This window comes from Reyranella aquatilis (assembly GCF_020880995.1).
Classification (GTDB): Bacteria; Pseudomonadota; Alphaproteobacteria; order Reyranellales; family Reyranellaceae; genus Reyranella; species Reyranella aquatilis.
This window is the reverse complement of sequence record NZ_JAJISD010000009.1, coordinates 42,754-63,926: the sequence shown is the minus strand read 5'-3', so window position 1 is coordinate 63,926 and position 21,173 is coordinate 42,754. Positions and strand designations below refer to the sequence as shown.

At 65.7% G+C, this 21,173-nt stretch carries 23 protein-coding genes and 1 pseudogene; 11 read left to right on the top strand and 13 right to left on the bottom strand.

Annotated elements, in window-relative coordinates; translation table 11 throughout:
• Window position 1 precedes the first annotated feature (1 nt).
• The 3 genes from LJ725_RS20000 to LJ725_RS19990 are packed head-to-tail and all read right to left on the bottom strand — an operon-like array spanning window position 2 to window position 2,499.
• On the bottom strand, window positions 2–544 hold the full coding sequence (locus LJ725_RS20000) for a TRAP transporter small permease (RefSeq protein ID WP_230552506.1): 543 nt from the start codon (window positions 542–544) through the stop codon (window positions 2–4).
• Between the two features lie 6 nt (window positions 545–550).
• The gene (locus LJ725_RS19995; RefSeq protein WP_230552505.1) at window positions 551–1,519 is read right to left on the bottom strand and encodes a TRAP transporter substrate-binding protein; all 969 of its coding nucleotides are present in this window, start codon (window positions 1,517–1,519) and stop codon (window positions 551–553) included.
• A 47-nt stretch (window positions 1,520–1,566) separates the two neighbouring features.
• Window positions 1,567–2,499 carry a hypothetical protein gene (locus tag LJ725_RS19990; protein WP_230552504.1) on the bottom strand — a complete coding sequence of 311 codons (933 nt, stop codon included), beginning with the start codon at window positions 2,497–2,499 and terminating at the stop codon, window positions 1,567–1,569.
• A 34-nt stretch (window positions 2,500–2,533) separates the two neighbouring features.
• On the opposite strand from LJ725_RS19990, the gene LJ725_RS19985 reads away from it, so the two are divergent.
• The 3 genes and pseudogenes from LJ725_RS19985 to LJ725_RS19975 form a co-directional block, all read left to right on the top strand.
• Window positions 2,534–3,079: a creatininase family protein gene (locus LJ725_RS19985; RefSeq protein WP_230552503.1), complete on the top strand. Its 546-nt coding sequence runs from the start codon at window positions 2,534–2,536 to the stop codon at window positions 3,077–3,079.
• A gap of 230 nt (window positions 3,080–3,309) precedes the next feature.
• Complete coding sequence (locus LJ725_RS19980) at window positions 3,310–3,519, top strand: hypothetical protein (protein WP_230552502.1); 210 nt, start codon at window positions 3,310–3,312, stop codon at window positions 3,517–3,519.
• Between the two features lie 38 nt (window positions 3,520–3,557).
• Window positions 3,558–3,971, top strand: a pseudogene (locus tag LJ725_RS19975) (DUF3617 domain-containing protein); the annotation flags it as partial.
• On the opposite strand, the gene LJ725_RS29355 reads toward LJ725_RS19975, so the two are convergent.
• Together LJ725_RS29355 and LJ725_RS19965 are read right to left on the bottom strand one after the other, a co-directional pair.
• Entirely contained in the window at window positions 3,919–4,749 is an 831-nt protein-coding gene (locus tag LJ725_RS29355; RefSeq protein ID WP_408015760.1) for a Crp/Fnr family transcriptional regulator, read from the bottom strand. The pseudogene LJ725_RS19975 and the gene LJ725_RS29355 sit on opposite strands and share 53 nt — an antisense overlap.
• A gap of 189 nt (window positions 4,750–4,938) precedes the next feature.
• Window positions 4,939–6,003: an LLM class flavin-dependent oxidoreductase gene (locus LJ725_RS19965; protein ID WP_230552499.1), complete on the bottom strand. Its 1,065-nt coding sequence runs from the start codon at window positions 6,001–6,003 to the stop codon at window positions 4,939–4,941.
• A 103-nt stretch (window positions 6,004–6,106) separates the two neighbouring features.
• Here LJ725_RS19965 and LJ725_RS19960 point away from each other — a divergent pair, with 103 nt between their 5' ends.
• The 3 genes from LJ725_RS19960 (at window position 6,107) to LJ725_RS19950 (ending at window position 9,915) form a co-directional block, all read left to right on the top strand.
• On the top strand, window positions 6,107–7,645 hold the full coding sequence (locus tag LJ725_RS19960; RefSeq protein WP_230552498.1) for an SGNH/GDSL hydrolase family protein: 1,539 nt from the start codon (window positions 6,107–6,109) through the stop codon (window positions 7,643–7,645).
• Between the two features lie 70 nt (window positions 7,646–7,715).
• On the top strand, window positions 7,716–8,141 hold the full coding sequence (locus tag LJ725_RS19955; protein ID WP_230552496.1) for a hypothetical protein: 426 nt from the start codon (window positions 7,716–7,718) through the stop codon (window positions 8,139–8,141).
• Between the two features lie 76 nt (window positions 8,142–8,217).
• Window positions 8,218–9,915 carry an N-acyl-D-amino-acid deacylase family protein gene (locus tag LJ725_RS19950; protein ID WP_230552495.1) on the top strand — a complete coding sequence of 566 codons (1,698 nt, stop codon included), beginning with the start codon at window positions 8,218–8,220 and terminating at the stop codon, window positions 9,913–9,915.
• A 4-nt stretch (window positions 9,916–9,919) separates the two neighbouring features.
• Here the strand turns inward: LJ725_RS19950 and LJ725_RS19945 are convergent, their stop codons facing one another.
• From LJ725_RS19945 to LJ725_RS19930, 4 genes are all read right to left on the bottom strand, one after another.
• Window positions 9,920–10,216, bottom strand: a complete 297-nt coding sequence (locus tag LJ725_RS19945) for a hypothetical protein (protein ID WP_230552494.1) — start codon at window positions 10,214–10,216, stop codon at window positions 9,920–9,922.
• A 109-nt stretch (window positions 10,217–10,325) separates the two neighbouring features.
• Window positions 10,326–10,766 carry a cupin domain-containing protein gene (locus LJ725_RS19940; RefSeq protein ID WP_230552493.1) on the bottom strand — a complete coding sequence of 147 codons (441 nt, stop codon included), beginning with the start codon at window positions 10,764–10,766 and terminating at the stop codon, window positions 10,326–10,328.
• Between the two features lie 51 nt (window positions 10,767–10,817).
• Entirely contained in the window at window positions 10,818–11,156 is a 339-nt protein-coding gene (locus LJ725_RS19935; protein WP_230552492.1) for a hypothetical protein, read from the bottom strand.
• A 129-nt stretch (window positions 11,157–11,285) separates the two neighbouring features.
• Complete coding sequence (locus LJ725_RS19930) at window positions 11,286–11,720, bottom strand: hypothetical protein (RefSeq protein ID WP_230552491.1); 435 nt, start codon at window positions 11,718–11,720, stop codon at window positions 11,286–11,288.
• A gap of 66 nt (window positions 11,721–11,786) precedes the next feature.
• Between LJ725_RS19930 and LJ725_RS19925 the strand changes: the two genes are divergently transcribed.
• The 5 genes from LJ725_RS19925 (at window position 11,787) to LJ725_RS19905 (ending at window position 16,584) form a co-directional block, all read left to right on the top strand.
• A complete protein-coding gene (locus LJ725_RS19925) occupies window positions 11,787–12,689 on the top strand; it encodes a 2-hydroxyacid dehydrogenase (RefSeq protein ID WP_230552490.1) in 903 nt (300 codons plus the stop codon).
• Window positions 12,690–12,904: 215 nt separating this feature from the next.
• Window positions 12,905–14,140 (top strand): GTP cyclohydrolase II, encoded by a 1,236-nt coding sequence (locus LJ725_RS19920; RefSeq protein ID WP_230552489.1) that lies wholly within the window; start codon window positions 12,905–12,907, stop codon window positions 14,138–14,140.
• A gap of 78 nt (window positions 14,141–14,218) precedes the next feature.
• Window positions 14,219–15,379: a URC4/urg3 family protein gene (locus LJ725_RS19915; protein WP_230552488.1), complete on the top strand. Its 1,161-nt coding sequence runs from the start codon at window positions 14,219–14,221 to the stop codon at window positions 15,377–15,379.
• A gap of 150 nt (window positions 15,380–15,529) precedes the next feature.
• Window positions 15,530–16,168, top strand: coding sequence for a uracil phosphoribosyltransferase (upp, locus tag LJ725_RS19910; RefSeq protein WP_230552486.1), 639 nt, complete (start codon window positions 15,530–15,532; stop codon window positions 16,166–16,168).
• A gap of 20 nt (window positions 16,169–16,188) precedes the next feature.
• Entirely contained in the window at window positions 16,189–16,584 is a 396-nt protein-coding gene (locus LJ725_RS19905) for an MAPEG family protein (RefSeq protein ID WP_230552484.1), read from the top strand.
• Between the two features lie 177 nt (window positions 16,585–16,761).
• Here the strand turns inward: LJ725_RS19905 and LJ725_RS19900 are convergent, their stop codons facing one another.
• From LJ725_RS19900 to LJ725_RS19885, 4 genes are read right to left on the bottom strand one after another with little or no spacing between them, the layout of a single operon-like run.
• On the bottom strand, window positions 16,762–17,235 hold the full coding sequence (locus LJ725_RS19900) for a copper chaperone PCu(A)C (RefSeq protein WP_230552482.1): 474 nt from the start codon (window positions 17,233–17,235) through the stop codon (window positions 16,762–16,764).
• 32 nt (window positions 17,236–17,267) lie between these two features.
• The gene (locus tag LJ725_RS19895; protein WP_230552480.1) at window positions 17,268–17,753 is read right to left on the bottom strand and encodes a TlpA family protein disulfide reductase; all 486 of its coding nucleotides are present in this window, start codon (window positions 17,751–17,753) and stop codon (window positions 17,268–17,270) included.
• Window positions 17,750–18,943 carry a sialidase family protein gene (locus LJ725_RS19890; protein WP_230552478.1) on the bottom strand — a complete coding sequence of 398 codons (1,194 nt, stop codon included), beginning with the start codon at window positions 18,941–18,943 and terminating at the stop codon, window positions 17,750–17,752. The genes LJ725_RS19895 and LJ725_RS19890 overlap by 4 nt, the downstream gene beginning before the upstream one ends.
• Window positions 18,943–21,153: a TonB-dependent receptor gene (locus LJ725_RS19885; RefSeq protein WP_230552476.1), complete on the bottom strand. Its 2,211-nt coding sequence runs from the start codon at window positions 21,151–21,153 to the stop codon at window positions 18,943–18,945. Before LJ725_RS19885 ends, LJ725_RS19890 begins: the two co-directional genes overlap by 1 nt.
• Window positions 21,154–21,173 lie beyond the last annotated feature (20 nt).

Sequence of the window (21,173 nt, the reverse complement as noted above, 5' to 3'; positions counted from 1 at the left end):
GTCAGACCCCGCTCTCGGCCGCGCGTTCGATGATCTCGTCCGCGGTCTTCGGCGGATCGCGCATATAGCAGGGCTTGTTGCCCATCAGCACGCGTACGAACTCGTCGATGAAGGCGACCAGCAGCAGGACCACGCCGACGGCCAGTGCCGACTGGGGAATCCAGATGGGTATGGCGATCACGCCCTGGGCGAACTCGTTGAAGCGCCAGGAATCGTAGACCATCTTCGACAGGAACCACGCGAACAGCGCGAGGAACGCGCCGCCGGTGAAGAGTGCGACCAGTTCCATCGCGCGGCGCCGCCCGCCTTCGAAGCGGTCTACCAGCAGCGTCACCCGAATGAGGTCACCGTGCTTGAAGGTGTGCGCGAGACCCAGGAAGCACATGGCGGCGCAGAGCCATCCGGAGATCTCGTCGCCGCCCTTAAGGTTGATGCCGAACTCGCGGCCAACCGACATCAGCATCATCACGACGCAGATGGCGATCAGCATCAGTCCGGCCAGAGCACCGCAGACCCAGTAGAGAGCGTCGAGAAAGCGGCGCAAGACCGGCTACTGCTTCTTGTAGGAGTCGACCAGCTGCTGACCCTCGGCACCGGCCTTCGCCAGCCAGTCTTTGGTCAGCTGGTCGCCGAACTTCTTGAGGTCGGCCATGAGCTGCGGCGAGGGCTCGAGCGTCTTCATGCCCTTGGCTTTGAGCTGGTCGGTGTACCAGTTCGTCTTTTCCTCGCAGAGCTTCCAGCCGCGCACTTCGGCTTCTGCCGCCGCCTTGAGCAGCGCGTCCTGCTGTGCCTTGTCGAGCTTTCCGAAGGCTTCCTTGTTCACGAAGATCATGTTCTTCGGGAGCCACGCCTTGGTGTCGTAGAAGTGGTCGAGCGACTCCCAGACCTTGCTGTCGTAGCCGGTCGAGCCCGAGGAGATGAAGGAGTTGGCGACGCCGGTCGCAAGCGCCTGCGGCAGGTCGGCGGCCTGGATGGTGACGGGCACCATGCCGGCGAGCTCGGCGAGGCGGGTCGTGCCGACATTGTAGGCGCGGAACTTGAGGCCCTTGAGGTCGGCCGCCGAGTTCACGTCCTTCTTTGTGTAGAGACCTTGCGGCGGCCACGGCACGGCAAACAGCAGCATCATGCCTTGCACCTCGAGCTTCTTTTCGATGAAGGGCTTCTGGGCCTTCCATAGCTTCATCGCCTCGGGATAGGACGAGGCGAGGAAGGGGACGACGTCAGCGCCGAACAGCGCGTTCTCGTTCTCGAGGTTCGACATCAGCAGCTCGCCGATCTGGGCCTGACCCGACTGAACGGCGCGCTTTATCTCGGGGACCTTGAACAGCGAGGCGTTGGAATGGACCTGGATGGTGAGCTTGCCGTCGGTCGCCTTCTTCACATCGTCTGCGAAGGCCTGGATGTTCTCTGTATGATAGTTGGTCGCGGGATAGCCGGTCGGCATATCCCACTTGGTCTGGGCCAGGACGGGCGTCGCGAGCAGTGTCGCGGCGGTGGCGAGAAGAAGACGGCGCTTCATGGAAAGATCTCCCAAGGTTCCCCTGTGGCCGGATCGTTACAACGGCCTCACCGGGCCAGCAAGCGGCGGTAGAGCGGCTGCAGCAGAGCCGGAATGATGTAGATCGGAAACTGCACGGCGGCGATGAACAGGAAGATGTCGGGGTCTGCTGTCGCCGGCAGCACGGCCATCAGGAGGGCATTGTGGCGACCGCCCGAGCAATACCCCACCGTGAGCGCGCTCCTGCGATCGAGAAAGGGCAGGGTCGCGACCGCCATCACCAGGTTGCAAAGAAGCATTCCTCCGAAAGAGCCGGCGATGAAGCCCGCGAGTTTCACCGGTTCCGCCGTCGCGCGGGCCACCACGCCATCCATCAGGGGAATGGCGAAGACCATCAGAACCAGCACTGAGATGCCATCAAGAGTCGTGCCAGTTTCCACGAGGCGCGTGCCCAGCCAGCGGCGGATGACGAAGGCGCCCGCGACGGCGAGTGTCACGATTATCGCCAGCCTGAGGCTGAGGTCGATCAGCCCGATCTTCAGATCGAAGCCCAGCAGCCACAGCGCCAGCGGCGGCAGGGTGAACGGTACGAGGAAATTGGTGAAGATCGACAGCAGGAGCGCCAGCGACGAATCAAGTCGCAGGAAGCTGGCCGTTGTCGCCGCCGAGATGATGCCGGGCGCCATGGCGCTGAGACAGAGCGCGGTCACGAGGCTCGGCCAGAGGCCCAATCCCTGCCAGATCGGCCAGACGACCAGCGGCACCGCGACGAGATTGAGGATCGCCAGAAGCAGGGCGGGGCCGGGGCGGCGCATCAGGGCGCGGAGCCGGTCCCAGTCCATGCGCGTCAAGGCCAGCATCAGGAGGATGACGACGAGCGGCAGCAGCAGCGGTCGTGCGGCGGCGGCAAGATCCTGAAACAAGAGGCCGAGCAGCAGCGAGAAGGGCAGCAGGGTCGTGGCGTGCCTTCCCATTCGTTGCAACAGAACGAGCGGATTCATTGCGGACACCCTAGCACGTGCTAGCTTGCCGCCGATGAACACTCCGCACGGCGTCTGGCTCGACGATCTCACCTGGGAGGAGGCCGCCTCCCGTCTCGCCAACGATCCCGTCGTTCTGGTGCCCGTGGTCTGGAGCCGGCCCGTGCGAACCGCGGCGCACCTGCCGATGAAGAGCGCGACCGCGATCGCCCGAGCCCTGGCGCAGAAGCTCGTCGAGGATCTGCCCGTCGTCATGACGCCTCTTCTCGTCTGGGAAGGCGACACGGTGTCCGAGGGCTTCCGGCACATCCTGCGGGAACGGCTGGACGGTTTGCGCGCGCGCGGCGTCCGGCGGCTCGCGATCGTCGATCTGGGCGAGGGCGATGCGCGCGAAGCCGGCCTCGCCGCGGAGGTGCCGGTGCTGAGTGTCTGCAATAGCGCGGCGGCGCCCGACTATGCGACCTGCTGCATGCTGGCGATCGATCCGAGGAGCGTCCGGATGCAGCTTCTCCCGAACAGCCCGCGGGTACAGGCTTTCGCCGGTGAGCGCATGATGGCGGCGGACGTCGAGGCAGCGCGCGCGCTGCTCAAGTCCTTGTGACAGGACGTCGGCCAAAAAATTTGCACTGACAGATAGTATTTTTCCGCCGGCCCGTCAGAATGCTCGGCATGCCCCTGCACTGGACGGTCGATTCCAAGGAAAGGCTGGTGATCACGATCGCCGAGGGTCACGTCACGCGTCAGGATGTCGAGGACTACATCCGGGCCATGAACGGGGCCGGCACCTAGCCCTATCGCAAGCTGTTCGACGGCAGCCGGGGAGAAACGGACATGACGCCCGAGGACCTGCTGGCCATCGGGGTGCGCCTCCGCGAACGCCACGCCGCCGCAACGCCCGGTCCGCTTGCAATCGTGATCCCGCCCGACAAGGCCGACCTCGTCTCACGTGTCCTCGGCATTCTCGCCGCTGCCGACCGGCCCATGCGGGTTTTTTCCGACGTCGAACCGGCGCGACGCTGGATCGATGGCCTGCCGAGGTAGGCGACGCGGCGCCCGGGCATCGGGTAAGGTCCCAATGCATGTGTAGTCAGGAGTCTTCAATGAAGCTGTCGCGAGCGTCGGCCCTTGCCGGCGCGCTACTGATCGGATCGATCGCCGTCGCTGTCCCCGCGGGTGCCCAGACGGCCATCCAGGCGGGCGAGTGGGAGACGACCGAGAAGACTTCCATGGAAGGCATGCCGGAGATGCCCGCGACGTCGAAGAAGGTCTGCCTTGCCGCCGACGAGGCCCAGCTCGAGCGCCTGCTGTTCCCGGCGCCGGACGACATGAAGAAGCATGGCTGCAAGTACGAGCCGGGTGCGATGAAGGCCGGCGTGCTCGCCGCGACCCTGATCTGTCCGCCCAACGACCAGCTGCCTGGCGTCACGGCGAAGGCCGAGGTCAGCTACACGGCGACCAGCTACCAGGGGCTCGGCCAGCTCGAGGCGGCCGACAAGTCGGGGACCACGGTCCAGGGCAAGAGTGAACTGAGCGGCAAGCGTCTGGGCGACTGTCCGAAGTAGCCCTTCCGCCCGGCGTTCCGGCAAGGCTGGGGATCGAGCGGTCGTACTCGGCTTCGGGGATGCCGTAGAAGCCCTTGGCGGCGCGTTGAAGCCCCTCGCGGTCGACGATCCTGATCAGATTGCGCTTCGAGCGGATCAGTCCGGTTCCCTCGAGGGCATGCAGCGTTTCCGTGACGCCCTGGCGCCGCACGCCGAGCAGCCGCGCCAGGAACTCGTGCGTGATGACGAGGTCGTCGGTGTTCAGCCGGTCGTGCCACATCAGCAGCCAGCGGGCGAGCCGCTCATCCAGCCGGCCCCGCCCGTTCGCCAGCGCCGTCTGGCTGCCCTGCAGCAGGAACAAGTGGACGTAGCGCAGCAGCAGGGCGGTCAGCGACGCACTGCGCTGCATAGCGGAGCGCAGCGCTTCGGCACCGATGCACAGGCCGCTGCCGGCTGATTGGACGACCGTCTCGTTGGCCGCACGATCGTCGCCGAGAACGACCGCCAGGCCGGTCATGCCCTCGTGGCCGACCATGCCGACCTCGATGCGGTGATCCGGTCGGGTGGTGGCGACGACGGAAACCAATCCGCTCTGCAGGAAGCAGACGTCGAGGATCGGTTGGCCTGGCGATTCGAGGACCTGTCGGACGCCGAGATCGACCCCGTGAAGCGATGATTTCAGCAAGTCGAGGTCGGAGGTCGACAGCGCCGCCAGCAGGCGGTTTTGCAAGGGCTCGTCTCCTGGGTTCACGGGCATTCTCCGGCGATCGGGAGACAGCGCCTGAACTCTCGGCATGCCACCGTCACTCGCCATGGGGTGGGAGGGGCGATCGACAGTCGTCGGGCGTCCGCCTCCTCGCAGGAGCCTCCACCCATCGCAGACGATGGCGCGTCGGCCAGTGCGTTCCCGGACGGTGCCTCAGGAAAAAGCGGGCATCACCTGCTCGCCGAAGCGGCGCATGGAGGCAAGGTTCTGGACGTGATCCATAGCGCCGAAGCCGGTCTGGCAGAGCAGATGCTGTACGCCGACGTCGCGCAGTTCGGCCACCTGTTCGCGAACCCGCTTCGCCGAACCGTACAGCGAGCCGGTGCGCAACACGAACGGCACCGCTTCGGAGTCCGGGACCTTGGGATCGGTCCAGGCATTGAGCGTGGCGGGCTCGGGCTCGAAGTCGTCCGGATTGTAGGCCTCGCGCACATGCATCATGTGGGCGCGCGTTTCGACGAGCAGGGCGGAGAGCGTGTCTTCCGCCTCGGCGTCGGACTCCGCAACGTAGACGTTGCGCCACAGCGCGCTCTGCGCGAGCAGGCGCGCCTTCGTTGCGGAATCATGGCCGCCTTCGTCGATGCCGGCGGCGTAGGTCGCCCAGCGTTCCTTGATGCGCTCGACCGGCAGGCGCGCCGTCAGGATCGGCACGCCGAGCCTGCCGCATTCCTTGAACGAACCCGGCGAGATCACGCTGCGCCACAGCGGCGGGCCGGGCTGTTGCACCGGCTTCGGCCGGATCGCGGGCACATGCAGCTTGTGGAAACGGCCTTCGTAGTCGAGCGGCGACTGGGCCCAGGCGCGCTGCAGGATGTCGACGGCCTCCTCCATGCGCTCGCGGCTGTCGGTGCTGCGCAGGCCGTGGCCGACGAATTCGTACTCGTTGTAGGCGGTGCCCTTGCCGATGCCGACGTCGATGCGACCCTTGCTGAGATTGTCGAGCAGCGCGAGCTGGACGGCGAGGCGGACCGGATGGTGGAAGGGAGTCTGCACCACCGCGAACCCCAGCCTGACCTTGCTGGTCTTCATCGCCAGCGCAGCGGCGAACATCAGGGAATCGCAGTAGACGCTCTCGCCGGTGAAATAGTGCTCGGTCAGCCAGACGTCGGAGAAGCCCAGCCGCTCGGCCTCGCAGGCCTGCGCCACGATCTGGTCGATCCGGGAAGCGTCTTCGTCCGGCGAGGGGGACATCGCAAGGGTAAGCCAGCCGAACTGCATCGAACTCTCCGCGGGGTGCCTCGCCGTTATAGCACGGTCGCCGGCGCGGCGAGATCGCCCGCCTTGCTGGCCTTGGGCCGGGGGGCGTACTAAACATCCAGCTGTGCCGACCCTGCTGAAGAACGCGCTTCTGGTCCTGTTTTCCGTGGTGCTTTGCACCGCGGCGGCCGAAGGGCTGGTGCGATGGCTCGAAGCGGAAGCGCCGAGCGATGCGCTGAAGCATCTCGCTGAAATTCCACTGGCGGAAGGCGTTCAGCGCGCCTGGTTCGGCGAGAACCCGGCGCCGCTTCCGAACCGCCAGCCGGCCAGGCCCGAGGACATCGAACTGATCCGCCGCGTCGAAGCGAGCGGCGTGACGGAAGGCACCCGGCGGTCGGACATGTTCAAGGCGTGGAACAGCGCCTTCGTGGGTCCCGATCCGTGCAAGCACTTCTACCTCAAGGACGCTCCGGGTCAGATCTACGTCTACGATCCGGCGGATGGGGAACGCTGGCCACGCTTCCGCTTCCTTCCGAACAGGACGACGCCGATCGGGCTGGTGACCAACGAGTACGGCTTTCGCGGACCGCCCGTGCCGGTGGCGCGGCAACCGAAGACGATCCGGATCGCCTTCATCGGCGCCTCGACCACGGTCAGTTCGCACAACTTTCTCTATTCGTATCCCGAGCATGTGGGCTACTGGCTCAACCGCTGGGCGGCGGCGAAGAAACTCGACCTCCGGTTTGAGGTGCTGAACGCCGGCCGTGAAAGCATCGCATCGCCCGACATAGCGGCCATCATGAAGAACGAGGTGGCGCCGCTCTCGCCCGATCTTGTCGTCTACTACGAGGGCGCCAACCAGTTCTTCCTGCAGACGATCGTACCCGACATGCCGCCGCCTCAGCCCAGCCTGCGGATCAAGCCACAGCCGGAGCCCGGCCTGTTGCACCGTGTGCTGGTGGATCTTGGCTATACCTTCGCGCTGGCCCGTCGGCTTGAGAACTTCCTGGCGCAATACGGCTCAGCTCCGGGGGAGAAATCCGGCGATGCACGGGGCGACGCAACCGCCAGGGCGATCACCGAGGGACGCGAGTGGCCGAAGCCCGACTATAAGGTCGTCTGGCCGAAGGGTCTCGACGAGAAGGATCCCGACATCGCGCGCGTCGATCTGCCGGTGAATCTCGCGACCATCCTCGCCGACCTTGGCCGGATCGATGCAACGGCCCGAAAGGCCGGCGGCGAGCTGGCGATCGCCTCGTACAAGTGGTTGGTGTCCGACGGCATGGTCCTGGATCCCGCGCGGCACCGGCTGATCCTCGAATATCTCAACTATGGCTATGCGCCGTTCCGCTATCGCGACCTCGAGCGCCTGGCGCTGTTCCAGAACCGCGTGCTGGAGAAGTTCGCCCGGCTGCGCGGCATCGACTTTCTCGACGTCGCCAGGCTGATGCCCTCCGACCCCGACCTCTTCGTCGACGCCATCCATGGCACGCCGGAGGGGGAGAGGCTTCGGGCCTGGATCGTGCTGCAGCTCCTTGTGCCGGTGATCGATCGCCACCTGGCCGACGGAACGTGGCCGAAGAAGAGCTTTCCGGACGCCCCGCCGCTGCAGCCCTACGCGCCCCGCGTGGTCACCTTCGATTGCCGGAACAAATCTGGTTGAACGCCAATTCGTGAAGCTTGCAGCCTCAGGGCAGTAACTTTAGGCTCGGAGCGTCACTCGGGGGAGTTCAATGAAATCAGGGTTAAAGGCGGCCGCCGTGGCTGTGGCGCTCGTCGGTGTGGGCGGCGCGTCGTTTTCCCGGCCGGCGGCCGCCCAGCAGATCACGCATGGCTGCGCCTGTCTGCACAATCAGACGCAGGCCCAGATCAGCTACCGCTACAAGTGGGGCGATGGCGAGTGGAAGACCACGTCGCTGCGGCCGGGCTACCAGACTGCCTTGTGCTGGCAGTACGCGAACGCGCAGAGGAGTTCGCCTGACCTCGTGTTCGAACTCGACGTCGACATGTCGAAGGGGAGCGCCTGGACGAAGTATGCCATCGCGCGCGTGCAGACGGCGGGCAACAGCTGTGCCCAGGTCGGCAATGGCGGGCATTACAACGTCAGCTACCGGCCCAACACCAACAACGGCTTCATCCATATAACCAAGCGCAACTGAGTTCTGCGGCGCGACCCAACCGCGTTGACAGGCCGACGGGCCATCCGCACGCTTCCGGCAAAACCGGAGGGAACGAATGGCGCGTTACGATCGCGTGATCCGCGGCGGCATGATCGTCGATGGAAGCCGGCTGCCGCGGTTTCGTGGCGACATCGGCATCAAGGACGGTCGCATTGCCGAGATCGGCCAGATCGCGGCGAGCGCCGCCGATGATGTCATCGATGCCGGCGGTCTGATCGTGGCGCCGGGCTTCGTCGACCTCCATACCCATTATGATGCCCAGCTCTTCTGGGATCCCTACTGCACGCTGTCGTCGTGGCACGGCATCACCTCGGTCGTGATCGGCAATTGCGGCTTCGGCTTCGCGCCGGTGCGTCCGGCCGAGCGTGAACGCGCCATGATGTCGATGACCCGTGTCGAGGCGATTCCCATGGCCTCCATGAAGGAGGGCATGCCCTGGAACTGGGTGACCTTCCCGGAGTTCCTCGACAGTGTGGACGCAGCGCCCAAGGCGGTGAACGTGCTGCCCTATGTGCCGATTTCACCGCTCTTGATCTGGGTGATGGGCTTCGAGGCGGCCAAGGCCGGCAAGCTGCCGACGCCGGAGCAGCATGCGGAAATGAGGCGCCTGCTCAACGAGGCGATGGATGCGGGTGCCTGCGGCTGGTCGGCGCAACGCATGCTGCCGACCGGCCCGTCGGCGGTGCAGCGCGACTACGACGGCACGCCGATGCCGACTGACGTCATGCATGACGAGACCTGCCGCGAGTTCGCCCGCGTCCTGGCCGAGCGTAACGAGGGCTTCATGCAGATGCTGCTGATCTCGGGCGACAATGCCAGGGATCGCGCCTTCTACGAGGAACTGGCGACGTTGAGCGGCCGGCCGATGATCATGAACGTCGTCCAGGCCTTCGATCACCGGCCCGAGATCCATCGCCGCGCGCTTGCCTGGCTGAAGAGCTGCCGCGAGCGCGGCATCCGCGTGGTCGGGCAGGGGCTCACGACCGACGCCGGCTTCACCTTCACCTTCGAGGACTGGAACCTGTTCGACGATTCGCAGGACTGGTGCGACGCGACGACGGGAACGCACGAGGAGCGGCTGGCCAAGCTCGCCGACCCGGCGCGCCGCGCGAAGCTGCGGGAGAACCTGCCGATCACCGCGACCGGCCCGCTGCCGCAGATCGCCATCGTCGGGCCCAAGCTCGAACGCAACAAGAAATGGCTCGACCACACGCTGGCCCATGCCGGCGAGAAGATGGGCAAGCATCCGGTCGATGTCATGCTGGACATGGCGGTCGAGGAGAATCTCGAGACCGAGTTCTTCGCAGCACCTCCCAACGGCAGCATCGAGTATCTCAAGGAACTGGTCGACGATCCCTACATCCTGTTCGGCGTCTCCGATGGCGGTGCCCACACCAAGTTCCTGACGGCCGGCCGCTATCCCACCGAGACGATCTGCAAGGTGGTGCGCCAGCACGGGATGCTGAGCCTGGAGGACGTACATTGGCGCCTGTCGGCGCTGCCGGCCGAGGTCGCCGGCTTCCGCGGCCGCGGCATGCTGAAGAAGGGCTCGCCGGCCGACATCGTGATCTACGACTACGATGGGCTGAAGGTCCTGCCCGATGAGATCGCGCACGACCTCCCCGGCGGCGAGTGGCGACGCGTGCAGCGTGCTTCGGGCTACAAGTACATTCTGGTGAATGGCGAGGTCACGATGCGCGACGACCGTCCGACCAACACCCATTCCGGCCGCCTGCTGCGCCACGGCGCCTGAGCGGCTACTGACAGGGCTGGCCCTTGACCGGGACGCGCAGCTTCCAGCACAGGGTCTCGCCATCGGCGGCGCGGCCCGTATTGCAGAAGTAGACCTCCCGGTCCTTCTGCAGCCACACACCGCCGGGAATGGCGGCCTTGATGTCGAAACCCGTGGAGATCAGCAGACCCGGCGACATTGCGGCCGCTTCCGAATACTGCGAGACACAGGTGGGCGGCTTGCCCTGCGGAGGTTGCTGCGGCTGCGCCCACGCCGTCCCGATTGCCAGGGAAGTGAGGAGAATGGCCAGCAGCGACTTCATTCCGATCCTATTCAGCCGAAATCACCAAAACCCTATGTGAATCGGCGCGCACGTTCAACGAACGGGCGCCCCGCGTCCGTCCTGTACTCGGAAATGTGAACCCTCGTGACTACTCGACGACGGTGGTTTCGAAGTCGGCGGGCATGGTGATCTCGATCAATTCCAGATCGTCGGAATGGTCGATCTCCTTATGCTTCACGCCGGGCGGCTGGTAGACGGTCGAGCCGGCCACCAGCTTGTGCTGCCCGTAGCCCTCGTACTCGAAGATCGCCCAGCCCTTGAGGATGTAGACGAACTGGAACTCGAGCGCGTGACTGTGCCGTGGCGCGTCGGGATGCTGGCCCGGCACGGCGCGGATGACATGGGCACCGACCTTGCCGCCGGTCAGTTCCTTCAATCCGAGCGGCCTGTATTCGAAGAAGGGACGCAGCCCGTCCTTCCTGAAGGAGTCAGGGCCGAGATGGTTGACGATCCCGCCGGCGCCGGCCGCCGTCTCCTCTTTCAGTTTTTCCTGTTCGGCTTCGCCGGTCGTGGGAAACAGGTCGGGCATTGGATCCTCCGCAAAGTTTGTGGCTGAGAATGCCCGGTTCCGGCTCGCCGGTCAGCAGCGTGTGACTTCGCGCATCTGCCAGCACTGCACGTCGCCTTCCACCGGCCGGCCGGAATTGCAGTAGTACAGGTCCTTGTCCTTCTGGAGCCAGAGGCCGTTGGGGACCGCTGCCTTGATCTCGTAACCGGCGCGGATCATCGTGATCGCGGACTGTCCGGGCATGGGATTGTACTGCGTCAGGCACGCCTGCTGGCTCTGGCCGGAAGGCTGTATCCCCTGGCCTGGCGCTGACCTTCCGGGCACGGCGCTCTGTTGCGAATAGGCAATGGTGCCGGCGGCCACGACGACCGCCACCGCGAGCGCCGACGCGCCCGCAAAGAGCATTTTCATGTCCAGCTCCTGCGTCAATTCCAGAGGTCGAACTGACGGGTCCGGCATCCCCATGCCGGCCCACCCACACACGCGGGCAGGCTATGCATATTGCAGTGGAGGCGCAACCTTTAAAAATATGCCTTGGGATTACTGGCTTGTGACACTGATGGTGAGCGTGTAGCTCGCCGCGTCCCGGCGGCTGTAGGCCATCAGCAGATACGGACCGGTCTTGGGGAGGGCGCCTATCCATGCCGCGGGTTCGTCTGTCGGTCCGGCATCGTGCATCGGCTTGCCGTCGAGGCTCGGCGTCCCATCCGGATTCAGTCGGACGAGAGTGCCGGGCTCCCAGATCTGGAACACGACGTTGTTTCCCGGAGAGGTCACCATGACGTTCATCGTCTCGCCCGCGCGCCCGGGCACATAGTAGAGCCCGCGGGCTTTGATGTCGGCGAGCGTGCCGGTCACCGTCGTGCTGGCGGGCGCGGCCGACAGGGAGAGGGTCCGGATGGCGGGAAGCGACTGCGCGGAAACGGGCGCAGCGGCGAGGATCGGCAGGGCGCCGAGGAAGGAGCGTCGGTTCATCGACGCCATCCTAGCAGACGGTTGGCAATCTGCGGACTATCGTCGTTCCCGTGTGGAGGACTGCCCATGGCCAGGACATTGTTCATCGATTCGACCCCAGACATCGATCGCGTGTGGAAGCAGGTTCACGGCCCCGCGGACATCCCGGTTACGATCAACATGGGACCGGTGCCGGAAGAACACGTGCCGGACAAGGCCGCGGGCTACGACACCATCATCAACGATGCGACCTATTTCAGCGAGCCGACCCTCAGGCGCTGCAGCGGGCTGAAGCACATCGTTTTCCTCGGCACGGGCGCCTCGAGCTATGTCGATGTCGCGGCGGCCGAGCGGCTGGGCATCAAGGTCTCGACCATCGGCGGTTATGGCGACACGACGGTGGCCGAGCATGCGATGGGTCTGGTCTTTGCCGCGGCCCGGCACATCGCGACCATGCACGGCATCGTGCGCGGCGGCGGCTGGCGGCCGATGCAGGGCATGGAACTCCGCGGCAAGACGCTGGGGGTGGTCGGGCTGGGCGGCATCGGGCGCGAACTGGCGCGCATTGCCCAGGGCATCGGCCTGAACGTGATCGCCTATAACCGCTCGCCTGTCGCGGACAGTTCGGTGAAGACGGTCACGATCGACGAACTGTTGGCGCAGTCCGACATCGTGAGCCTGCACCTCGCCCTCAACGACGCCACGCGCGGCTTCCTCGATCGTGCGAAGCTGGAAAAAACGAAGCCGGGCGTCATCATCGTCAACACCGCACGTGCGGGCATAGTCGACGAGCCAGCGCTGGTTGACCTGCTGCGCGCGGGCCGCATCGGTCACTATGCGACCGACGTCTTCGGCCTGGAGCCCACGCCGCCCGACGAGCCGTTGCTCAAACTCGACAATGTCACGCTGACGGCGCATGCGGGCTACAACACGCCCGAAGCCGCGATGACCATGTACCGCCGCGCCATCGACCTCGCGGCAAATGGATAGGGAGAACGGGTGACGGTGGTGGGGGCGATGGCGGTGGTGGCGGCGGCGGAAAGTGAGCCAGGCACTCGCTCGGTGCATTAGGCGATGGCGCTCTTCATCATGGCGCATGAAAGTTTGCCGCCGCACGCTTTTGCCGGTTTCACCAGCGTCTTCCTTTGGTCATCTGGCCGCTGTAAGCTTCCTCGCTTTCCCGCTCCCAGAGGACCGGAAAGCACATGGCGCACATCAGACTGAATACGCATCCCAGCCAGGGCGGCCAGCCGGCTCCTCCGGTGGTGTGGGGTGCGCGCGATCCCGCGGTCAGGGGCCCTGTCGTGGGCACGGTCGGCCTGAGCTCCCACCGCAACGTCATCGGCGTCCATTCCGGCAGCTACGGCATCTATCGCGCGCTGGCGATCGCGGCGAAGGAGCTCAAGGCCGACCATCGGCCGGACCTCACCAATACTTCGCCGGCCGAGCGCATCGGGCCCTTCGAGGCCTGGTTCGCCCCGAAGAAGATCGTGTCGCTGGACCCGTGGGGCCATCTGGTTTCCGAAGTCTTCGCCGACAAGCTGGCGGCGGGCTGGGACATCCGCCCGACCATTGCCATCACCAAGGCGCATGTGAACATGCCGGAGATCATGGAGGCCTTGGCGGCCGGCCGGCTGAAACCCGACAACGACATACTGAGCGGCACCGGCGACGTAAAGGTGACGAAGGCGGCGATCGAGCCGGTCTGGTGGCTGCCCGGCATCGCCGAGCGTTTCGGCGTCAAGGAGACCGACCTGCGCCGCACGCTCTTCGAGCAGACCGGCGGCATGTACACCGAACTGGTGACACGGCCCGACCTCGAACTGTTCCTGCCGCCGATCGGCGGCGCCACGGTCTATTTCTTCGGCGACGTGTCGAAGCTCGGCAAGCAGGAGACGAGGATCGCCTGCCGCCTCCACGACGAATGCAACGGCTCCGACGTCTTCGGCTCCGACATCTGCACCTGCCGGCCCTATCTCGCACACGGCATCGAGATCTGCATCGACATGGCCCAGAAGGGCGGAGTCGGCGTCGTCATCTACAATCGCAAGGAAGGAAGGGCGCTGGGCGAGGTGACGAAGTTCCTCGTCTACAACGCACGCAAGCGCCAGCCCGGCGGCGATTCGGCGGCGCAATACTTCAACCGCACCGAATGCGTCGCGGGCGTGCAGGACATGCGCTTCCAGGAGCTGATGCCCGACATCTTCCACTGGCTGGGCATCGGCCGCATCGACCGCTTCGCCTCGATGAGCAACATGAAGTCCGATGCGCTGCGCGAGCAGGGCATCGAGATCGTCGAGCAGGTGCCGATCCCCGAGCACCTGATCCCCGCCGACGCGCTCGTCGAAATGGATGCCAAGAAGGCCGCAGGCTATTTCAGCCCGACCAAGCCGGGTTCGAACGAACTGGCCCGGGCCAAGGGACGTGGCCTCGATGAGTGATTCATTTTTCTGTCATCCTGAGCGCAGCGAAGGATCCTTCGCTGGACCCAGGACGACACCGGTTCGCGGGCGCCGGTCTTGAGAAACGATCTGGCCTATCTCCGCACGCCCGTCGCGATCCGCGAACGGGCGTCGAAGGTCCTGAAGTTCGTCCAGGACGGGCAATCGCAATGGTTCCAGCTCGATGCCAGCGGATTGGAAAACGCCGTGCAGGCGACGCTCGCCGTCGCGCGCGAGCGCTTTCCCGATCCGGCGGCAATCCCGTTCCATTCGCGCTGGCGGCATTTCGAAGTCGGCGGCCGCGACCGTTGGAGCGCACTGGCCAATAGGCTCGCCCATCTTCCGGCCGAGGAGATTGCGCGCCGTCGCATCGACCTCGCGGTCGTGTCCGTCCTGCTCGACGCGGGCGCCGGCCCGGACTGGAGCTACCGCGAGCCGGGCACGGGCGAAACCTATGCCCGCTCCGAAGGGCTGGGCGTCGCCAGCCTGCACATGTTCGCCAACGGTGCCTTCAGTCGTGACGCCAAGGGCGATCCGTTGCGTGTCGATGCCGAGCGGCTGGCGACGCTGACGCCGATGGACGTCGCCATGGGCTTCCAGGTGAAGGCGCACAATCCGCTGCTCGGCCTCGAGGGACGCGCCGATCTGCTGCGCAAGCTGGGCGGCGTTGGCCTGGAGCGGCCCGGCGCGCTGTTCGACATCGTGGCGGACAATGCAACCGGCGGCGGCGAGGTGAAGGCCGAATCCATCCTCGCCGCTGTCCTGGACAGGCTCTCGCCCATCTGGCCCTCGCCGCGCGGCGACGTGTGGGAGCATCCGGTGGTCGGGCTGGTGCCGTTCCACAAGCTGTCACAGTGGATGAGCTACTCGCTGGTCGAGCCGATCGAGGGCGCGGGCCTGAAGGTCGTGGCCCTCGATGCGCTGACCGGCCTGCCCGAGTATCGCAATGGCGGCCTGCTGGTCGACGCCGGCGCGCTGCGGCCCAAGCAGCGCGTGCTGCTGCAAAAGAGCTTTGCGCCCGGCGACGAGGCGATCGTGGAATGGCGGGCGCTCACCGTGGCGCTGCTCGACGAGATTGCCGGGCATGTCCGGCTGCATCTGGGTATGGATGCCCAGCACCTGCCGCTGGTGAAGGTGCTGGAAGCCGGCACATGGTTTGCGGGACGCCGCCTGGCCGCCGACCGGCGTCCGGGCGGAGGGCCGCCCATCACCGTCGAAAGCGACGGCACGGTGTTCTAGCATTGCGTCCGTCGCCCATCCTTCGAGACGCGCGTTTCACGCACTCCTCAGGATGAGGTTGGAAGTGTTGGTTTGAGATAGACCTCACCCTGAGGAGCGGTCCGGAGGACCGCGTCTCGAAGGGTGGGCCACAAAGAGGGAAGTCGTTTCATGTCACTGCCGCACTCGATCCATGTCGTGTCGCATCCGCTGGTGCAGCACAAGCTCACGAAGCTTCGCGACAAGGCGACGTCGAGCACGAACTTCCGGCGCCTGCTGCGCGAGATCGGCCTGCTGCTGGGCTACGACGCGACGCGCGACCTGCCGATGATGCAGGCACGCATCGAGACGCCGATCGAGGCGATGGATGCGCCGATGCTCGACGGCAAGAAGCTGGTCGTCGTGCCGATCCTGCGTGCGGGCCTCGGCCTCGCAGAGGGCGTGATCGACCTCGTGCCGCTGGCGCGTGTCGGGCATGTCGGTCTCTACCGCGACCCGCGCACGCTGCAGGCGGTCGAGTATTACCTCAAGATTCCCCAGGACATCTCCGATCGCGACGTCATCGTCTGCGACCCGATGCTGGCCACGGCCCATTCGGCCATTGCCGCGGTCGACCGCTTGAAGGAGTCCGGCGCCAAGCGGATCAAGTTCATCTGCGTGCTGGGCTCGGAGCAGGGCGCGCGGACCTTCGCCGAGGTCCATCCCGACGTGCCGGTCTTCGCCGCGGCGATCGATGCAAAGCTCAACGATCACGGCTACATTGTTCCCGGGCTCGGCGATGCGGGCGACCGTCTCTTCGGGACCAAATAACGATAAGGGGAGAAACGCAAATGTCTCCGGACCTGAAGTACCTTCTCTTCTCCGTGATCCTGACGTTCGTCCAGATGCTCGTGGCGGCCACCGGCGCCAACCAGGCCGTCGGTATCAACACGCTTGCCGGCAACCGCGAGGGCCTGCCCGAGATCAAGGGCTGGGCGGGACGCGCCAAGCGCGCCCATCTCAACATGGTCGAGAACATGGTGCTGTTCGCGGCGCTGGTCCTGATCGCCGCGGTGGCCGGCAAGGCCAACGCCATGACCGCTATGGGCGCGGCGATCTTCTTCTGGGGCCGCGTCGCCTACGCCGTGATCTATGTCGCAGGGATCGCGTGGCTGCGCACGCTGGCCTGGTTCGTGTCGGTGATCGGCATGGTCTTGATCGCCCTCGAACTGCTGAAGGCGATGTAGCGAACGATGGTCGGCTTTCATAGTCGACCATAAACACCGACCTCATGCTGAGGAGGCTGCGAAGCAGCCGTCTCGAAGCATGGGCACGCGCACCATCTTGGTTGACCATCCTTCGAGACGCCGCGCTCCGCACGGCTCCTCAGAATGAGGTGGTGCGGGGTTTGAGGCGGGGCGATTCTAGTTCTTCCCGTGCCCGTGCGGCATGGCGCCCATCGCCTGGACATCGAGTTGCACGTCGATGCTGCCGGCCTTCTCGAAGACCAGCGTGACCGGCACCTTGGCGTCCTTCGCGAGCGGCGCCTTCAGTTCCATGAACATGATGTGATAGCTGCCGGGCTTGAGCATGACGGTCGCGCCGGGGGGGATGTCGAGGCCCTTCGCCAGTTCGCGCATGCGCATGACGCTGCCGTCCATCTGCATCTCGTGGATCTCGACCTTGTCGGACACGGTGCTGCGGGCGGAAACCAGCCGGTCGGCGGTGGTGCCCTTGTTGGTGATCGTCATGAAGCCGCCGCCGCTGCGGGCGGTCGGGGCGGTGGCGCGGGTCCATGGCGCAGTGATCTCGAGCGAACCGAGCTTGTAGTCCTGGGCCATCGCCGGGACGGTGAGGAGAGAAACGGCGGCGGCGAGAATGAGGCGACGGGCGAACATGGTACGTGCTCCTGATGAATGAATTCGGGTGATCAGCGTTTCTTCTGGGCGTCGAGCCAGGCCCGCACCTCCGCGAGTTCGGCTACGCCGGCAAGCACGGTCTCCTTGCCGTCGCGATCGATCAGCAGGGTGCGCGGCAGTTCGCCGGCCCAGGCGGGATCGACCTCGTAGCGCAGCCGCTCGTTGAAGCGGTCGGTGAAGGCCCAGTTCTCGGCCTTGCCGAGACCGGCGCGCGCCAACATGTCGTTCACGCGCGCGGGATCCTGCGGCACCGGATCGGCCGCAATCATCACAAGGCGCATATCGGGCCGCTCGGCACTCAGCTTGCCCCATTCCGGCATCTCGACGAGGCAGGGTGCGCAGGTCAGTCCCCAGAAATGGATGACGGTCGGCTGGCCGTCGTGGGCGGCGCGCAGCTTGGACCAGCTCCCCCGGCCGAACGATTGGAGATCGGCGGCCTTGGCGCCGGTCGCTGCGACCGCAAGCAGCAGCGCGAGGAGGAGACGATGAAGCTTCATGGCTGGTCCTCCAGCGGGATCAGGCGGTAGCCGTCGGCCTGGGTGAGCCACGAGAGATAGGCGCGGCCGGCATGGGCGACGAGCAGCGGATGGTCGGAGGCATCCTCGGTGTCGGCGACGGTGCGCGGTTCGCTCCACTGGCGGCCACTGTCATGGCTCACCTGCCAGCGCACCGTGGACTTCGTGCCGTCGAATTCCTTCCAGACAAGATGGAGCGCGGTGCCATTGGCGAGAATATACGGCCGGGCCGGCTGGCGCCTCGCGGTGGAGAGCGCGCGCGGCGCGCCGAACGGCGTGTCGCCATTATCGGCACGGGCATAGAACAGGCCCTTGCGCGCCGAGCCGTCGGTGAACCAGGCGACGTGATAGGAGCCGTCGGGCAGGATCGCTAGGCTAGGGCCATGATGCGGGCAGGCCTCGATCTTCCACTCGTCGGCGCTGACGCGACGCACCGGTCCCGGCGTCTTCTCGTCCTTGAAGGTGACGACGCCATGGTCGCGGATCGAGCCGGGGAAGATGTTGCGGAACACCACCGCCGGCCGGCCGGGGCCGGCGAACGCGACGCCGAGCCGGCAGCATTCGCAGGTATTGTCGAGGGCGATGCTGGTCGGGCCGAAGCCTGCCTCGCCATCCTCCCAGGCATAGGCGAGCGCCGCGCCGGGATAGGGCTTGCCGGCGGCGCGGGCTTTCGGCCCGTTGCGCTTGTCGAGCCATGTCGCGAAGACGCGACCCGTCGAGGGATCGACGGCCGCCGTCTCGAAACGCTGGCTGGTGGCATCGGCGGTGATCGGCTGCGGCTTGCCGAAGCTCGCGCCGTTGTCCTTCGAACGCGCGTAGAAGGCGCGTCCGTTGAAGTTGCGATCCTGGAAGATCGCGAAGGTGACGACCAGGCCGCCCTTCGGGTCGACCACGATGCGGGCCCGCGCGTCGGGCCCCCAGTCGAGGTTCATCGGCTCGGGCGTAACGGCGACCGGCTCGGAGAAGGTCTTCCCCAGGTCAGTCGAGCGCACGACGACGATCCGGTCGGCCATGGCCCGGGCGAGCCACAGCGTGCCGTCCGGCCCGAAGGCCGGCGTCGCGGTGAAGGCCTCCGGTGTCGCGGCGGCCGGCTTGCCGTGCTGGTGCTGATGCTGCGCGCCGGCAGGGCCGGCGAGCAGGAGAAACGCTGCGAAGGCAAGCAGTGCGCGCATCAGAACTTCACCCTCAGGCCGGCGGTCGCAGTCAGCGGCATGCCGAGCTGCGGGATGGCCGACGCATTGACCGTCGAGCCCTCGAACGAAGTGCGGGTATAGCCCTGCGCCAGGTACTGGACGTTGGTCAGGTTCTGGATACTGCCATAGACATCGACGTCTTTCATCGGCGACCAGCGCAGCCCGAGATCGATCAGGGTCGCGCCATCGTTCAACTGGGTGTGGTTGGTGTCGTTCCAGTATTGCGGGAACGACTTCAGCGCAGCCGTGAGCACGAGGTTCTCGATCGGCCGCCACTCGACACCGGCCGTGAACATGTAGTTCGGAACCTGACCGAGCTGCACGCCGGTGCGCACGAGAGTCGGGTTCACCGAACTCGTGAGATAGGCCGTGGTCTGGGTGAAGCCGCCGGTCAGCCGCAGCTGCTCGAACGGCTGCCATGTCGCGATCAGTTCGACACCCTGGAAGGTGGCGTTGCCGACATTCTGGTACTGGCGGACCGTCGTGAAGGCGGGGCTGAGCCCGGCCGCCGAGACATAGGGTGCGGCGCAGGCGGGGTTGGTGTTGCAGACCGTGATGAAGTCGATGAAGTTGTTCAGGTTGTTGTTGAAGTAGGTGCCGGAGAGGTTGAAGCTCTTCCACACGAAGTCGAACCCGACCTCCTGGCCGAAATTGGTCATCGGCTGAAGATTGGGATTGATGGTGGTGTAGCCGGTGCCGCTCGCGAACACGCGGTACATCTGGTTCATGCCGGGCGCCGAGAAGTTGCGATAGATCGCGGCGCGCAGGGTCAACTCGTCGCTGGCATAGAACTTCAGGCCGATGCGCGGATCGAAGCTCGAGGCGCTCGCATTGGGTACCACGTTGAGCGTGCTGGAGTTCTGGGTCAGAACGCTGGCATTCATCGCCTGCCAGAAGTCGCCGCGGACGCCGACCGTGACGTCGATCGGGATGCCGGTGAAGCGGTAGGTGCCCTGGCCGAAGATGCCCTGGAAGCGGTGCTCGCCGTTGACCACGAAGGTCGTGGGATTGGCCGATACGCCGGAATAGAGGTTGTTCCTGTCGGTGACCAGGGTGCGCCGCGCATCGATGCCGATCTTCACGTCGCGCAGAGGGCCGAAATTGGCCTCATAGAAGGCCGAGCCGCCGATGTCGGAATTGGGCGCTCCTTCGATCTGGCTGACGAACTGGTTGGTGGCGGTGGTGTTGTTCAGCGTGTAACCGCCATTTGCCACGTTGATGGTGCCGAACGAGCCGCCGCTCACCCAGCCGCTGAAGTTCAGCGACTGGTTCTCGCTGAACTTGTAGCTGCCGCCGGCCAGCAGCCGGTAGGTCGACCAGTTGTTGTGCGCGAACTGCCAGACCAGCCCGTCCTCGTAGGCCTGGTTCCAGTAGGCCTTGGCGAACAGCGTGAGGCTTTCATTGGGCGCCAAGTAGACGTTGGCGGCCACGTTGTCGGCCTTTGAGGCTGTCGGCACGAGATTGACGTTTCGATATTGTGCGGGCGTGAGGTTGTAGCCCGAACTCTGCGCGTGATTGTACGACAGGCCCATCCTGGCCTTGTCGCTGATGACGTAGCTTGCGGCGGCTTCGGCGGTCGAGCTGTTGTAGCTGCCGTAGCTCACGTCGGCTGAGGCGCCGGTCTTCTCGGGCTGGCGCGTGATGATGTTGATCACGCCACCCATCGCCATGTTGCCCCACAGGCTGGTGGCACCACCGCCGCGGATGACCTCGATGCGCTCGACCGAGTTCTTGGGGATGGCGCTCCAGTTCATGGTCCGGAAGTAGGGATCGTTGACCGGCACGCCGTCGACCATGACCAGGGTGTTGATGGTGGTGCTCGTGCCGAAGCCGCGGATGTTCACCGGCTGGGCGGTCGGGTGGAGCTGGCCGGTCGGGATGTTGGGCAGCCACACGCCCGGAATGCGGTTCACGATCTGGTCGACACCGGTCTCCGGGCTGTTCTGGATCTGCTCGCGCGTCATCACCGTGGTGCTGACGTCGAGATTGTCGAGGCTCGATCCGCGGCCGGCACTGACAGTGACCGGCGCCATCGTCACCGGTGAAGTGTTGGCGGGCGGTGCGGCAGGATCGGTGGCGGGTGCACCGACCGGGGCCACGATGGTCGGCGCGGTCTGCGCCCGCGCAAGAGTCGGGATGAGGGCCAGGATTGCAAAGGCGGCGCCTGTGGCCGCGCGTACGGACAGCATGAAAATCTCCCCACGAAAGA

Bases quoted from the DNA above. Each gene is read 5' to 3' on its own strand.
- LJ725_RS19995 (WP_230552505.1), bottom strand. From the start codon at position 1,519: ATGAAGCGCCGTCTTCTTCTCGCCACCGCCGCGACACTGCTCGCGACG.
- LJ725_RS19990 (WP_230552504.1), bottom strand. From the start codon at position 2,499: ATGAATCCGCTCGTTCTGTTGCAACGAATGGGAAGGCACGCCACGACC.
- LJ725_RS19985 (WP_230552503.1), top strand. From the start codon at position 2,534: ATGAACACTCCGCACGGCGTCTGGCTCGACGATCTCACCTGGGAGGAG.
- LJ725_RS19980 (WP_230552502.1), top strand. From the start codon at position 3,310: ATGACGCCCGAGGACCTGCTGGCCATCGGGGTGCGCCTCCGCGAACGC.
- LJ725_RS19965 (WP_230552499.1), bottom strand. From the start codon at position 6,003: ATGCAGTTCGGCTGGCTTACCCTTGCGATGTCCCCCTCGCCGGACGAA.
- LJ725_RS19955 (WP_230552496.1), top strand. From the start codon at position 7,716: ATGAAATCAGGGTTAAAGGCGGCCGCCGTGGCTGTGGCGCTCGTCGGT.
- LJ725_RS19950 (WP_230552495.1), top strand. From the start codon at position 8,218: ATGGCGCGTTACGATCGCGTGATCCGCGGCGGCATGATCGTCGATGGA.
- LJ725_RS19945 (WP_230552494.1), bottom strand. From the start codon at position 10,216: ATGAAGTCGCTGCTGGCCATTCTCCTCACTTCCCTGGCAATCGGGACG.
- LJ725_RS19940 (WP_230552493.1), bottom strand. From the start codon at position 10,766: ATGCCCGACCTGTTTCCCACGACCGGCGAAGCCGAACAGGAAAAACTG.
- LJ725_RS19935 (WP_230552492.1), bottom strand. From the start codon at position 11,156: ATGAAAATGCTCTTTGCGGGCGCGTCGGCGCTCGCGGTGGCGGTCGTC.
- LJ725_RS19930 (WP_230552491.1), bottom strand. From the start codon at position 11,720: ATGAACCGACGCTCCTTCCTCGGCGCCCTGCCGATCCTCGCCGCTGCG.
- LJ725_RS19925 (WP_230552490.1), top strand. From the start codon at position 11,787: ATGGCCAGGACATTGTTCATCGATTCGACCCCAGACATCGATCGCGTG.
- LJ725_RS19920 (WP_230552489.1), top strand. From the start codon at position 12,905: ATGGCGCACATCAGACTGAATACGCATCCCAGCCAGGGCGGCCAGCCG.
- upp (WP_230552486.1), top strand. From the start codon at position 15,530: ATGTCACTGCCGCACTCGATCCATGTCGTGTCGCATCCGCTGGTGCAG.
- LJ725_RS19905 (WP_230552484.1), top strand. From the start codon at position 16,189: ATGTCTCCGGACCTGAAGTACCTTCTCTTCTCCGTGATCCTGACGTTC.
- LJ725_RS19900 (WP_230552482.1), bottom strand. From the start codon at position 17,235: ATGTTCGCCCGTCGCCTCATTCTCGCCGCCGCCGTTTCTCTCCTCACC.
- LJ725_RS19895 (WP_230552480.1), bottom strand. From the start codon at position 17,753: ATGAAGCTTCATCGTCTCCTCCTCGCGCTGCTGCTTGCGGTCGCAGCG.
- LJ725_RS19890 (WP_230552478.1), bottom strand. From the start codon at position 18,943: ATGCGCGCACTGCTTGCCTTCGCAGCGTTTCTCCTGCTCGCCGGCCCT.
- LJ725_RS19885 (WP_230552476.1), bottom strand. From the start codon at position 21,153: ATGCTGTCCGTACGCGCGGCCACAGGCGCCGCCTTTGCAATCCTGGCC.